Origin of the sequence: Paenibacillus sp. FSL H8-0261 (assembly GCF_045040645.1) — a bacterium.
GTDB lineage: Bacteria > Bacillota > Bacilli > Paenibacillales > Paenibacillaceae > Paenibacillus_AQ.
On record NZ_CP150297.1, the window covers coordinates 727,561 to 741,689 of the forward strand.

General features: G+C 48.5%; 12 protein-coding genes and 1 riboswitch. All 12 genes read left to right on the forward strand.

Annotated elements, in window-relative coordinates; translation table 11 throughout:
* The first annotated feature begins 90 nt into the window (after positions 1–90).
* The 12 genes from MHI27_RS03225 (at position 91) to purF (ending at position 14,038) form a co-directional block, all read left to right on the forward strand.
* Positions 91–2,226, forward strand: coding sequence for a DNA topoisomerase III (locus tag MHI27_RS03225; protein WP_405175559.1), 2,136 nt, complete (start codon positions 91–93; stop codon positions 2,224–2,226).
* Positions 2,227–2,363: 137 nt separating this feature from the next.
* A complete protein-coding gene (locus tag MHI27_RS03230) occupies positions 2,364–3,569 on the forward strand; it encodes an MFS transporter (protein WP_341147024.1) in 1,206 nt (401 codons plus the stop codon).
* Positions 3,570–3,681: 112 nt separating this feature from the next.
* A complete protein-coding gene (locus MHI27_RS03235; RefSeq protein ID WP_042193264.1) occupies positions 3,682–3,945 on the forward strand; it encodes a DUF1294 domain-containing protein in 264 nt (87 codons plus the stop codon).
* Positions 3,946–3,985: 40 nt separating this feature from the next.
* A complete protein-coding gene (locus MHI27_RS03240) occupies positions 3,986–4,420 on the forward strand; it encodes a universal stress protein (RefSeq protein WP_042184737.1) in 435 nt (144 codons plus the stop codon).
* Positions 4,421–4,795: 375 nt separating this feature from the next.
* Positions 4,796–4,897, forward strand: a riboswitch (purine riboswitch).
* Positions 4,898–5,107: 210 nt separating this feature from the next.
* Positions 5,108–5,593, forward strand: coding sequence for a 5-(carboxyamino)imidazole ribonucleotide mutase (gene purE / locus MHI27_RS03245; protein WP_042184739.1), 486 nt, complete (start codon positions 5,108–5,110; stop codon positions 5,591–5,593).
* 53 nt (positions 5,594–5,646) lie between these two features.
* Positions 5,647–6,825 (forward strand): 5-(carboxyamino)imidazole ribonucleotide synthase, encoded by a 1,179-nt coding sequence (purK, locus tag MHI27_RS03250; protein ID WP_405176689.1) that lies wholly within the window; start codon positions 5,647–5,649, stop codon positions 6,823–6,825.
* Positions 6,826–6,830: 5 nt separating this feature from the next.
* A complete protein-coding gene (purB, locus tag MHI27_RS03255; RefSeq protein ID WP_042124027.1) occupies positions 6,831–8,126 on the forward strand; it encodes an adenylosuccinate lyase in 1,296 nt (431 codons plus the stop codon).
* Positions 8,127–8,374: 248 nt separating this feature from the next.
* A complete protein-coding gene (locus MHI27_RS03260; protein WP_076286947.1) occupies positions 8,375–9,265 on the forward strand; it encodes a phosphoribosylaminoimidazolesuccinocarboxamide synthase in 891 nt (296 codons plus the stop codon).
* 127 nt (positions 9,266–9,392) lie between these two features.
* A complete protein-coding gene (purS, locus tag MHI27_RS03265) occupies positions 9,393–9,638 on the forward strand; it encodes a phosphoribosylformylglycinamidine synthase subunit PurS (protein WP_339244715.1) in 246 nt (81 codons plus the stop codon).
* Between the two features lie 5 nt (positions 9,639–9,643).
* Positions 9,644–10,333 (forward strand): phosphoribosylformylglycinamidine synthase subunit PurQ, encoded by a 690-nt coding sequence (gene purQ / locus MHI27_RS03270; protein ID WP_405175560.1) that lies wholly within the window; start codon positions 9,644–9,646, stop codon positions 10,331–10,333.
* Complete coding sequence (gene purL, locus MHI27_RS03275; protein WP_341058852.1) at positions 10,311–12,557, forward strand: phosphoribosylformylglycinamidine synthase subunit PurL; 2,247 nt, start codon at positions 10,311–10,313, stop codon at positions 12,555–12,557. Before purQ ends, purL begins: the two co-directional genes overlap by 23 nt.
* Positions 12,542–14,038 carry an amidophosphoribosyltransferase gene (gene purF, locus MHI27_RS03280; protein WP_341126289.1) on the forward strand — a complete coding sequence of 499 codons (1,497 nt, stop codon included), beginning with the start codon at positions 12,542–12,544 and terminating at the stop codon, positions 14,036–14,038. The genes purL and purF overlap by 16 nt, the downstream gene beginning before the upstream one ends.
* Positions 14,039–14,129: the final 91 nt, after the last annotated feature.

The following is a 14,129-nucleotide window of genomic DNA, read 5'->3' on the forward strand; positions in this document are numbered from 1 at the left end:
TGTATAACGGAGTGACCCGGTAAGGCCTGACGAAATTTGTTAACATTCATTTAATGATATAATGAAATTTGATGTGGAAAGGGGAGCATTATGAAGACATTAGTATTGGCGGAGAAGCCGTCTGTTGCACGCGAGATCGCACGAGTCTTGGGATGTAATAATAAACAGAAGAGCTATATTGAAGGTCCAAAATATGTGGTTACCTGGGCACTGGGTCATTTAGTCGGCCTGGCAGAGCCTGAAGATTATAATAAAAAGTTTGCAACTTGGGCTTTGGAGGATTTGCCGATTTTGCCGGAGAAGGCAAAGCTGAAGGTGCTGCGTGAGACCAACCAGCAATATAAAGCTGTTCAGCACCTAATGAAGCGTCAGGATATTGAGGAGCTTGTGGTAGCTACGGATGCTGCTCGTGAAGGAGAGCTGTTGGCACGTTGGATTATGAATATGGCGGGGTGGAAAAAGCCATTCCGGCGGCTCTGGATATCTTCTCAGACGGATAAAGCGATAAAAGAAGGATTCGCAAAGCTCCGCCCAGGTCGCGATTTTGATCGTCTGTATGAATCTGCACGGTGCCGCGCAGAGGCGGATTGGATGATTGGACTGAATGTCACGAGAGCTTTGACATGTAAGTTCGGTTCGCCGCTCTCCGCAGGGCGGGTACAAACGCCGACATTAGGGATGATCATGGATCGTGAACAGGAGATTACGGGTTTCCGTTCCGTTGATTTTGAGACGCTGACTGCTGATTTTGGAGATTTCCAAGCGGCATGGCGGGCCAGTAACGGCGATGGTCGGATATTTGAAAAGGATAAGACGGCAAGTCTAAAGGATAAGCTTACTGGACGCAGCGGCCGTATTATTAAGGTACAGAAGAGTGAGAAGAGCGAACCTCATCCACTCGCTTATGATCTGACTGAATTGCAGCGTGATGCGAACCGGAAGTTCGGCTTCTCCGCGAAGCAGACCTCCAGTGTGCTTCAGCGGTTATATGAGCAGCACAAGCTTGTAACTTACCCGCGTACGGACAGTCGTTACTTAACATCAGATATGACGGGCACACTCAAGGAAAGATTAGACAGTGTAGCTGTCGGCCCATATGCAGCTTTGGCACGTCCACTGCTTCGCAAGCAGCTGCCGATTACGAAGCGGATCGTGGATGATAGCAAAGTAAGCGATCACCATGCTATTATTCCGACAGAGCAGACCGTTTTGTTAAATGGTCTGAGTACTGAGGAACGTAAGCTGTATGATCTGATTGTACGGCGTTTTATTAGCTTGTTCTACCCACCAGCTCGTTATGATGCGGTAGCTGTAACCGTCAATGTGGAAGGCGAAAGCTTCCATGTCAAAGGGACGACGGTAAAAGATGCCGGCTGGCGCGAAGTATACGGCGGAGATATGAGTAATGATGACGATGACGAATCTGCGGACGAGCCGGCAGCGGGCAGTGTGAAGCTACCTGAGCTGCGCGAAGGAGCAACTGTCACGATTGGCCGCTGCATGGTTCGTCCTGGACGAACACAGCCACCGAAGCGTTATAATGAAGCTTCGCTGTTAACGCAAATGGAGAAGCACGGACTGGGAACCCCGGCAACCCGCGCGGATATTATCGAGAAGCTGGTTAGCTCCGACACCATTGAACGCCAAGGGAATCTGCTGCATCCGACTGGTAAAGGCAAGCAGCTTATTGAGTTGGTATCCACACAGCTACGGACACCAGATCTAACCGCGCGCTGGGAAGCCGAGCTGGAGAAAATAGCGCGTGGTCAAGGCAAGCCGGAGCTCTTCTTGCAAGGCATCCGCAGTATGGCACAGGAGCTGGTAACTGGCGTCAAAACTAGTGGAGCAGAATATAAACCGCATAATGTCTCGAACAGTAATTGTCCGGAATGCGGTACAAGACTGCTGGAGAAAAAGAGCAAACGTGGCAAGCTGCTTGTATGCCCTGCAGATAACTGTGGTTATACCCGTGCCGGAGAGAAAAGACTATCGAATCGCCGCTGTCCACAGTGCCATAAGAAAATGGAGCTTAAAGAGGGTAAAGCAGGCATGTTCGTACAATGTTTGGGCTGTGGAATCACAGAAACCTTGGATAAGGATCATAAGCATGTGAATAAACGCGAACAGCAAAAGCTGGTACAGCAATACAGTAAGCAAGAAAGCATTGGTTCTAACCTTGGGGAACTGCTGAAAGCAGCGCTTGAAGGGCAAAAGAAGGATAAGTAAAAAGGATCGCATGTATCGTAATAAAAAGGCTGCTGAGTGTACTCAGTAGCCCTTTTTTCTGTCCACGTAAGTTTTTGTGGTCTACAGATAGGCTTTGAATTAGAATGTTAAGCAAATACATAGAGCAGGTGATTAGGGTGGCAGCTGAACAACAAGTGGATCAACTAAAAGCAGCAGGTAGCCCAGAGGGGCAGGGAGGCAGTAAGTTTTTCTTTCTCGTTATTGTATTTATGTTTTGGTTCTCTTCTTATATTTATGTTCCGGTGCTTTCCCCTTATGTGGAGCATTTGGGAGCATCATATTTTATGGTGGGCATGGTGCTTGGCGTATATGGGTTAATGCAGATTCTGTTCCGACTGCCGATTGGCATCGGTTCGGATTATTTGAATCGGCGGCGTCCGTTTATCTACCTGGGACTGATTGCGAGCGGAGCCAGCTGCTTTCTTTTCATGTGGGGAGCACAGCCTGGGTGGGCATTGGCAGCACGTGCGGTATCCGGTATAGCGGCTTCGGCATGGGTTGTGTACACTGTGATGTTCGCGGGATATTTCCCGAAAGAGGAAGCTGGAAAAGCGATGGGCATGCTGCAATTCACTACGGTGATTGCCCAATTGACCAGTATGATGATCAGTGGCTATATGGTGGAGCATTGGGGCTGGAATACCCCGTTTCTGATTGGAGGAATTGTAGCGATTGCGGCGCTGCTGCTTGCGCTGCGGCTGCCTGAACAAAAACAGGAGAAACGGCAAAGTGCGATCCAGATCAAGGACTTAGCGGGTGTTATGAAGGAGCCACTTCTGGTAAGAGTTTCTCTGCTGTCAGTGTTGGCACACTGTGTGCTATTCATAACGATGTTCGGATATACGCCAAACCAAGCTCTGAATATCGGAGCAAGTAAAGAAAGCTTGGGCTGGCTGACGCTCGCTTTTATGATTCCGCATGCTGTCGCGACCCTCTATGGCTCACGGACATTTGGTAGGCTGCTAGGAGACCGGGGCACGCTTCTCTTAGGCTTCGCGGGAAGTGCATTGTTTACACTTCTTATTCCTTCAATGCCGACGCTAGCGACGCTCTGTCTGACTCAGGTAGGAAACGGATTTATGCAGGGACTGATTTTTCCATTGTTGCTAGGCAAATCGGTGTCAGAAGTAGATCCATATAAGCGTGCAACAGCTATGGGCTTCTATCAGGCGGTTTATGCAATAGGTATGTCGGCGGGGCCGTTCGTGGCAGGCTGGATGAGCGCTCTTTATGGCTTGACCGGAGGGTTCTGGCTGGGTGGAATTGCGGCGGCGCTGGCTGCGGTGTTGTCATGGATATGGATGAATGATTCGAAGCATTGAAAAGAAAGAGGCAGGTAGCGAAGTTATCAGAGTGTGTAAGGATGATTGGTTTTTTGTGAAAAAGAGGAATATAATAGAGATAGATAGGAAGCAAGGAGGAGAGCCCGGGAGAATGGTCAAGGTTATAATGTTGTGGTTTGTGGTAATTAATATTATCGGATATGTAGTGATGTCCGAAGACAAGAACAAAGCCCGTAAACGGCGAGAACGTGTACCTGAGAAGACACTTTTTCTGCTGGCAGCTATGGGCGGGGCACTAGGCGTGCTGATTGCCATGTATCGTAAGCGCCACAAGACGCGACATATGTCCTTTAGGATCGGAATTCCGTTACTTCTGTTGCTGAATATCTTTTTGTACAGCTATTTTTTAAGGTGATAGTCTTAATGATTACAAACTAGAAAAAGAGGTGGCGTACATGTTATTCTCTAAAATTTTACTCGCCTATGATGGATCTAAGGCTTCTAATCAAGCATTGGAGCGCGCAATTGAACTCGCAAAAGTAACTCCGGGCTCTACGATGCATGTCGTACACGCATTTGAATTTCCAAGATTTTTTATCGGAGAAGCTCTGGCACCACTACCGGCTTCAGTAAATAAAGAATATTATGATTTAGCAGTGCAGACTACGGAAGAAGTCAAAGGACGCCTTGAGGCTGAAGGCTTGAATGCTGAGGTTGAGCTATTACAAGGATCACCCGCTGAAGTGATTTTGAAATATGCTAAAGAACATGCTATAGATGTAATTGTTATCGGCAGCCGCGGACTTGGCGGAATACGTGAGTTTGTTCTGGGAAGTGTGAGCCACAATGTAGTACAAAGCGCCCGCATTCCAGTGCTGGTAGTAAAATAATATAAAGTTAAAAGGGACGCTTATGGCGTTCCTTTTTTCAAATATATGAAAGTATATGTTTCACACTATACTTTATCCTTATATTTCTCGCATAAACGCTAACCGTCATACAGGGACGCCAAAGGCGTTTATACTTGATTATTAAGAAACGAAATGACTAAAATCATATCCAGTAAAGGAATTATATGTATTTATATGAAGCCTATTCTACAGTTAATATAACATCTGTTGTTAGAGCTAATAGTGTACGGAAAGAAGTCTTTATCATCAAAATAAGTGGTTATTGAGAAATTAAATACGCCTAAAAGCGAACGATTATTAATCGGAATTTACCAATGTTCGTGTTTGAGTTGACATCCTGTGTAGGGGATTGTTAAACTGATGTCATGAGCAACTCGTATAAAACCGGGGATATGGCCCGGAAGTTTCTACCCGGGAACCGTAAATTACCGGACTACGAGGAAATAGGATGATAGAATGCGGCAATGCGGTCCGGGTAACGGAATGATGCATTATGCCATTTTCCGCGCTTAATGCAGCCTAATGATAGGCACGCGGATTATTTTTTCCTAATTTCTTTACTAGTCCGATCCTCCCGCAGCAAAATGCGTCTGGTCATCGGGCTTTTTTTATTCGAATTTACAAGATAAAGATATCCATACTAGTGACTGGAAGGTAGGTCGAATCATGTCTGTGCAGGTAGCTGTTATCATGGGCAGTAAATCGGATTGGGATACGATGGAGCACGCTTGTGCGGTGCTTGAAGAGCTGGGATTATCTTATGAGAAGAAGGTAGTATCTGCGCACCGGACACCGGACTTGATGTTCAGCTATGCGGAGGAAGCCGCGGGCCGGGGTATTCGCGTCATTATTGCAGGAGCGGGCGGTGCAGCGCATTTGCCGGGTATGGTGGCAGCAAAGACGATCCTGCCTGTGATTGGAGTGCCAGTGCAGTCGAAGGCGCTTAATGGGCTGGATTCGCTTCTCTCCATCGTGCAGATGCCAGGAGGCATTCCAGTGGCAACGGTAGCCATTGGTAAGGCAGGGGCCATTAATGCAGGCCTCCTGGCTGCACAGATTATCGGAGCATTCGATCCAGAAGTGCAGCAGCGCGCGCAGCTGCGGCGGGATGCGATCCGCGACGAAGTCCTTGAAAGCAGCGACAGCTTATGAGACCGGAGGAGCTGAAGCTGCAGGAGGCTGGCGGCGCTACTTCGCCAGCCGCTATGGATGCGTCCGGTACGGACACCGTCCGGACGCTACTGCCTGGCGCGACCGTCGGCGTGCTCGGCGGCGGGCAGCTCGGGCGCATGATGGCGCTGGCTGGCAGCGCCATGGGGTACCGCTTCGTGGCGCTGGACCCTGCGCCGGATGCGCCTAGCGGTCAAGTCACGCCGCAGATTACAGCGGCGTATAACGACCGGGACGCGGCGCGGGAGCTAGCCCGCCGCTCGGACGTCATCACGTACGAGTTCGAGAACGTCGACGCGGGCGTTGCCGCGCTGCTGACGGAGGAATCGTACGTGCCGCAGGGCAGCGCGCTGCTGTATACGACGCAGCATCGGCTGCGCGAAAAAGCCGCCATCGAGGCGGCAGGCGTACCCGTCGCCCCGTACCGGAAGGTAGATAGCCTTGCGGAGCTGAAAGTGGCGGCGGCTGAACTTGGACTACCCTGTGTGCTGAAGACAGCCACAGGCGGTTATGACGGCAAGGGACAAGCCGTGATCCGTCAGGAAAAAGAGCTGGAAGAAGCCTTCCGGCAAGTAGCACCCGGAGCCGTTGTACCGGAGCTGGTGCTTGAGAAGTTTGTAGCTTTTAAGTGTGAAATATCCGTTGTTGCTGCACGCAGTGCTTCTGGTGAGGTTAAGAGCTTCCCACCGTCGGAAAATATTCATGTGAATAATATTTTGCATCTGTCCATTGTGCCTGCAAGAGTATCAGAGGAGATTCAGCGGAGAGCATGCGAATTGGCAGAGACATTAATCGCTGGACTTGATGCGGTTGGACTGCTGGCAGTAGAAATGTTCGTCACAGAGGACGGACAATTGTACGTCAATGAGTTAGCACCAAGGCCGCATAACTCCGGGCACTACACCATGGACGCTTGCGCGACTTCACAGTTCGAGCAGCATGTCCGGGCGATTTGTAATCTGCCGCTAGGCGATACAACGCTTTTGACACCTGTAGTTATGGTAAATGTACTAGGCCAGCATTTGGATGGCGCGATTAAAGCGACCTGTACACAGGACGAAAAAGATAATAAGCTGGGTGTTGTACCTAAGCTTCATATATATGGCAAGACTGAGAGTAAGACCGGCCGCAAGATGGGCCATATCAATCTGCTCTGCAAGGATACCGGAGACGGCTTGTCCTGGGTGGAGCAATCTAAACTTTGGAGGAACTAAAGAATATGATCGAACGTTACAGCAGACCTGAGATGCGAGCTATTTGGACGGAGGAAAATAAATTCAAAGCGTGGCTGGAAGTTGAAATTTGCGCTTGTGAAGCATGGGCTGAGCTCGGAGTCATCCCGCACGAAGACGCAGCTAAATTGCGTAAAGACGCTAAATTCGACATCGCACGCATTGATGAAATAGAACAAGAGACTCGCCATGACGTTATCGCATTTACACGTGCGGTCTCCGAGAGTCTTGGCGCAGAACGCAAATGGGTTCACTACGGTCTTACTTCTACTGACGTGGTAGATACAGCGCTAGGTTACTTGCTGCGTCAAGCGAATGAAATTCTAGAGAAGGATATCATCAACTTTATTGAGATCCTTAAAGATAAAGCTATTGCTTACAAGGATACGCCGATGATGGGCCGTACGCATGGTGTTCATGCCGAGCCAACTACCTTTGGTCTGAAAATGGCTCTATGGTACGAAGAAATGAAACGTAACCTGGAGCGTTTCCGCCATGCTGCGAACGGTGTACAGTTCGGAAAAATCTCCGGTGCCGTTGGTACGTACGCTAACATCGATCCTTTTGTAGAAGAATTCGTTTGCCGCAAGCTCGGCACAAGCCCAGCTCCAATCTCTACACAAACGTTACAGCGTGACCGTCATGCTGAATACATGGCTGCTCTTGCTTTGGTAGCGACATCGTTAGACAAATTCGCTACTGAAATCCGCGCTCTGCAAAAGAGTGAGATTCGTGAAGTGGAAGAAGCTTTTGCCAAAGGCCAAAAGGGTTCCTCCGCTATGCCGCATAAACGTAATCCGATCGGCTGCGAGAACATTTCCGGTCTGTCCCGCGTCATTCGCGGACATATGGTTACAGCTTACGAGAACGTGCCACTCTGGCATGAACGCGATATTTCGCACTCCTCTGTGGAACGTATCATCCTTCCGGATGCGACAATGCTGCTCAACTACATGCTGAACCGTTTCGGTAACATCGTGAAGAACCTGACTGTATTCCCAGAGAATATGAAGCGTAACATGAACCGTACGTTCGGTGTTCCTTTCTCCGGTCGGATCTTGACTAAACTGATCGACAAAGGCCTTAGCCGTGAGCAAGCGTACGATACCGTTCAACCGCGTGCTATGCAAGCTTGGGAAGAGCAAAAACAATTCCGCGATATCGTGGAAGCTACACCTGAGATCACTAACGTTCTTACCCCAGAAGAAATTGAAGATGCATTTAACCCTTCTTGGCACCTTAAGCATGTGGACACCATCTTCCGCAAGCTAGAGCTTATCTAAAAAAGATAGGTTAGTGGTGAACTAAGGAGTTAGATATAAAGGAAATTGGTCGAATGGTGTAATGGAGAGGAAGTTTGGAACTGTAGAAGCGTTAGCGTTCGCCTTTATGGTTGGATTTCTACCGCGAAGAGCGGTTTAAATCAGGAAATCCAACCATAACAGCGATCGGAAGTCCAAACATTCCTCGGAATTACGCCTTTGAGACCAGTTGCAGTAATCAAGATCATTAGTTCAAGGGAGGAAAGGTCATGACATCGTCGGCCGTATCCACAGCCGTGGAACTCATCAATGCGCCGCTGCTCTATAAAGGGAAGGTTCGTGAGCTATACGATTTAGGGGAGAATGTACTGATCGTCGTCACGGATCGGATATCTGCTTTTGACTATGTGCTGGACCCAGCGGTACCTGAAAAGGGCAATGTGCTTAACCGTCTGAGTGCGTTCTGGTTCGGAAAGACCAAAGAGCTAATGGAGAATCATGTCGTTCATATCGATGTGGATCTGCTCGGAGATATCGTTAAGGACAAGGAAGCTCTCAGAAACCGTGTTATGGTAGTACGCAAAGCAGAGCGCATCGATATCGAATGTGTTGTGCGTGGGTGCATCACCGGTGGGGGCTGGAGACAGTATCAAGAAACTGGCAAAGTGAATGGTATTGAGCTTCCTAAGAACTTGCGCAAAAATGCGCTGCTGGCACAGCCAATCTTTACCCCTGCGGCTAAAAACGATGTAGGTCATGATGAGGATATTCCTTTTGAAAAGATGCAGGAGCTAATCGGTGCTGATCTGGCACTCGAGCTGCAGGAGAAGAGCTTGCAATTGTTCTCTTTTGCCAGAGAGTATTGTGCTGAGCGGGGAATCATTCTAGCAGATTGCAAATTTGAATTCGGCTTGCTGGATGGCAAGGTGATTCTGATTGATGAGATTTTTACGCCGGATGCTTCACGTTTCTGGGCCAAGGACAAATACGCTCTTGATATCGAAATTGATAGTATGGATAAAGAACCTGTTCGTACGTATCTATCTGCATCCTCCTGGGATAAAAATAGCAAACCTGATCCACTTCCGCTAGAAGTAGTTGAAGAAACAACGCGCCGTTATCTGGACATTTATCATCGTCTTACTGGCAAGTCTTTATAGCTCAACATTGTGTGTTTACTCATGGGAATAAATGAAGTGTATGTTTTTAAAGCTAGAGTTACTTTTAGTAGAGTTTCAGCTTTCAGAAAGTATATACACATAAAAATTTAGGAGGAACTACAAGCATATGTTAAAAGCGACGGTATATGTCACCATTAAGAAGAGCGTTCTCGATCCACAAGGTGTAGCAGTGCAAGGAGCACTTCATTCGGTAGGTTTTCAAGAAGTTGAAAGTTTGCGTATTGGGAAATATATGGAGCTGACTTTGGACACGGATAACCGTGCTGAAGCAGAACTGCGACTCAAGGAAATGTGCGAAAAGCTACTTGCCAACACGGTGATCGAGGATTACCGCTACGAATTGGAGGACTAAACGACATGAAATTTGCTGTACTTGTCTTCCCAGGCTCTAACTGTGATATTGATTGCTACAAGGCGGTAGAGGACAGTCTCGGCGAACCAGTCGATTATGTGTGGCATACAGCGACAGATTTGTCGGCGTATGATTGCATTTTGGTTCCAGGCGGATTCTCATATGGTGATTACCTGCGCTGCGGCGCGATTTCAAGATTTGCTCCTGTAATGGCTGAAGTTGCTAAAGCAGCAGAGCAAGGTAAATTCGTGCTAGGCATTTGCAATGGGTTCCAAATTCTTACTGAGGCTGGTTTGTTGCCAGGCGCGCTGCGTCGTAACATGTCCATGAAGTTCCGTTGTCATGATACAGTGCTTAAGGTTGTTAATAACGAAACCCCATTTACTATTGATTATGCTAAGGATGAAGAAATCATCATCCCAATCGCTCACGGCGAAGGAAACTACTACTGTGATGAAGAGACCTTAGTAGAACTGAAAGCTAACAATCAGATTGTGTTCACATATAGCGATAATCCTAACGGCTCTGTCGCTGATATTGCGGGTGTTAGTAATGTGCAGGGGAATGTAGTCGGCATGATGCCTCACCCTGAGCGTGCAGCTAACAGCTTGCTCGGATCTGAAGATGGCAAACGAATGTTCACATCTATACTGAAGACTTGGAGGGATCGTCATGACGCAGCAAGTATCCGTTAAGGAACCGACCGCAGAACAGATCGCAGAGCAGAAAATTTACAGCCAATTCGGTGTGTCGGACAGCGAATATGAGCTCATCAAGTCTTTTATGGGACGTTTGCCGAACTATACTGAAATCGGCGTATTCAGCGTAATGTGGTCCGAACACTGTGCATACAAGAACTCTAAGCCATTGTTGAAACGTTTCCCAGTTACTGGACCACGTGTCCTGATGGGACCCGGCGAGGGTGCAGGGATTGTAGATATCGGAGACAACCAAGCGGTTGTATTCAAAATCGAAAGTCATAACCACCCCTCTGCGGTAGAACCTTTTCAAGGTGCGGCAACAGGCGTAGGTGGTATCATTCGTGATATTTTTTCCATGGGCTCAAGACCTATCGCACTGCTGAATTCCTTGCGTTTCGGCAAGCTGGAAAGCGATCGCGTGAAATATTTGTTCGAGCATGTCGTGTCGGGTATTGCTGGTTATGGTAACTGTATCGGGATTCCAACCGTGGGCGGCGAAATCATGTTCGATGATAGCTATGACGGTAACCCGCTTGTTAACGCAATGTGTGTCGGTCTGATTGATCATGATAAAATCCAGCGTGGTGTCGCTAAAGGTGTAGGAAACCCAGTCTTCTACGTAGGTCCTCCTACTGGACGTGATGGGATTCATGGGGCTACTTTTGCATCCGTTGAACTAAGTGAAGAGTCAGAAGCTAAACGTACAGCTGTACAAGTAGGCGATCCATTTATGGAGAAGCTCGTTATGGAATCTTGTCTAGAGTTAATCGACAGCGGCATCGTTATTGGGATTCAGGATATGGGTGCGGCTGGACTTACCTGCTCTAGTGCAGAGATGGCAAGTAAAGCTGGTAATGGTTTGGAGCTATATCTTGATCAGGTTCCACAACGTGAAGACGGCATGACCCCTTATGAAATGATGCTTTCAGAATCGCAAGAACGGATGTTGTTCGTAGTAGAACCGAAGGATGAAGCTCAGGCGCAAGAGATTTTTGATCGCTGGGGTGTAATCTGCTGTAAGGTCGGTAAAGTAACGGATGATGGTCGCTTGAAGCTGTATCATCACGGCGAGGTTGTTGGCGACATGCCTGTAACAGCGCTCGTGGATGAGTGCCCAGTGTATAACAAACCATCTGAGGTTCCTGCTTATTATGTAGAAAATGAATCGGTAGATACGCTTCGTTACGCGGAAGTTACAGATCTGGGCAGCGCACTGCGTACAGTGCTTGGATCACCAACCGTAGCAAGCAAAGCTTGGGTATACAACCAATATGATTACATGGTTCGGACTAGTACGGCTGTTCGACCTGGATCTGATGCGGCTGTAGTTACCATTCATGGTACACGTAAAGGACTTGCGATGACCACGGACTGTAACGGGCGTTATGTTTATCTTGATCCTGAAGTGGGTGGACGGATTGCAGTCAGCGAAGCGGCTCGTAACATCGTTTGTTCGGGTGCTGAACCGCTTGCTATTACCGATAACCTAAACTTCGGGAACCCTGAGAAACCTGATGTGTTCTGGCAAATGGAGCGTGCGGTTGATGGTATGGCTGAAGCTTGTCGTGTGCTGGATACTCCGGTTATCGGCGGGAATGTCAGTCTTTATAACGAAAATACGACGGGATCCATCTACCCAACACCGGTTGTCGGCATGGTTGGTTTAGTAACGGATACGGATCATATTACGACTCAAGGCTTCAAACAAGAAGGAGATTCCATTCTTCTGCTAGGCGTAACAAAAGCTGAGCTTGGTGGTAGTGAATTTCAATATGCTGTTCATGGTGTAACCGAAGGCCGCCCTCCAGCTTTGGATTTGGCTACTGAGAAAACACTGCTGAGCGCAGTGCTTACCTCGATTCGCGGCGGCCTGGTGCGTTCAGCACATGACTTGTCCGAAGGCGGTCTTGCTGTAGCACTTGCAGAGAGCTGTATCAGTGGTGGTATTGGTGCGAACGTTGAACTTTCTGCTAATGGACTTAGATCCGATGTAGCTTTGTTCAGTGAGAGCCAATCACGTATCGTGCTGACGGCAGCACCTGAACGTGCGGAAGAGCTGAAAGCAGCGATTGCTGCAAGCGGCGTTCCAGTGGAAATCATCGGAACTGTAGGTGGAGACAGACTGCGCGTGAATCTGGACGGTGCATCCGTATTAGATGAAGCTGTAGCAGAATTGAAATTCGTTTGGGAGGATGCTATTCCATGTCTTATGAAATAAAGACCGGGAAAGAGCAGGAGACTCCTATCCTGTGGACTGGTGACTTTTACAATGAAGGAACGGGCTCGGGAGATATTTTTGACACATTAAAAGAAGAATGCGGCGTTTTCGGGGTCTTCGGACACCCGGAAGCGGCGTCCATGTCTTATTACGGCTTGCACGCCTTACAGCACCGTGGGGAAGAAAGTGCGGGCATCTGCGTAGCAGATGGTCGTGATTTCAACTATCACCGCGGAATGGGGTTAGTAAAAGAAGTATTCGACAAGGACAAAATTGCCTCACTGGTTGGAGACATGTCCATCGGGCATGTACGTTATTCCACCAGCGGTGACAGCCGCTTAACTAATGCACAGCCGCTCGTATTCAAATATCGTGACGGTGATTTGGCGATTGCTACAAACGGTAACATAGTAAATGAACCGTTGATTCGTAAACAGCTTGAGCAAAGCGGATCGATCTTCCAAACCACAAGTGATACAGAAGTGCTGGCGCATCTGATTGCACGTTCGTCTAAGGATTTTGTTGAAGCGGCTAAGGATGCGCTAAAACAACTGGTTGGCGGATTTGCTTTTCTGCTTATGACGAATGACAAATTAATTGTCGCTTCGGATTCCCATGGTTTGCGTCCGCTTGTAATGGGACGGATCGGCGACGCCTATATTTTTGCTTCCGAATCTTGCGCCTTAGAAGTTATCGGAGCACAGTTAGTACGCGATATCGAACCTGGCGAACTGCTCGTGCTTGATAAAAATGGCCTGTTAGAGGACCGTTTTACCGAGCCAAAACGTAAAGCGCTATGCGCGATGGAGTATATTTACTTCTCTCGCCCAGACAGTGATATGAATGGCGCTAACCTGCACACCGCCCGTAAGCGGATGGGTAGCCGAATGGCATTAGAAGCTTTCGTAGATGCTGACCTCGTAACTGGTGTACCGGATTCAAGTATCTCGGCAGCGATTGGATTTGCGGAGCAGACGGGCATTCCTTATGAGCTTGGGCTCATTAAGAATAAGTATACAGGCCGGACCTTCATCCAGCCGAGCCAAGAGCTGCGTGAGCAAGGTGTGAAAATGAAGCTAAGCGCCGTGCGCAGTGTGGTCGATGGCAAACGTGTTGTCATGATCGATGATTCCATCGTGCGTGGAACAACTTCACGGCGTATCGTCAATTTGCTCCGCGAAGCGGGAGCCGTAGAGGTTCATGTGCGGATTACATCGCCGCCCTTCAAGAATCCTTGCTTCTACGGCATTGATACCCCAGACCGCCGCGATCTCATCGCGTCGTACAAGTCCATTGCGGAAATGTGCGAAGAGATTAATGCCGATTCCTTGGCATTCTTGTCACCGGAGGGCTTAATCACTTCCATTGGTGGTCACAACAAAGATGATTACAAAGGCGGGCTATGCCTTTCCTGCTTCGATAATGATTACCCGACGCAGGTTGATTTTGGCGGGGAAGAAAAAGACGGCTGCAGCTGCTAGCGTAGGGTTTTAGCCCTCCGTCTGCATGCTACCGCCGAGACTGGCTTGCCAAGATCGGCGCTTCGCTTAAGGAGGTGCATGGCGCAGCTCA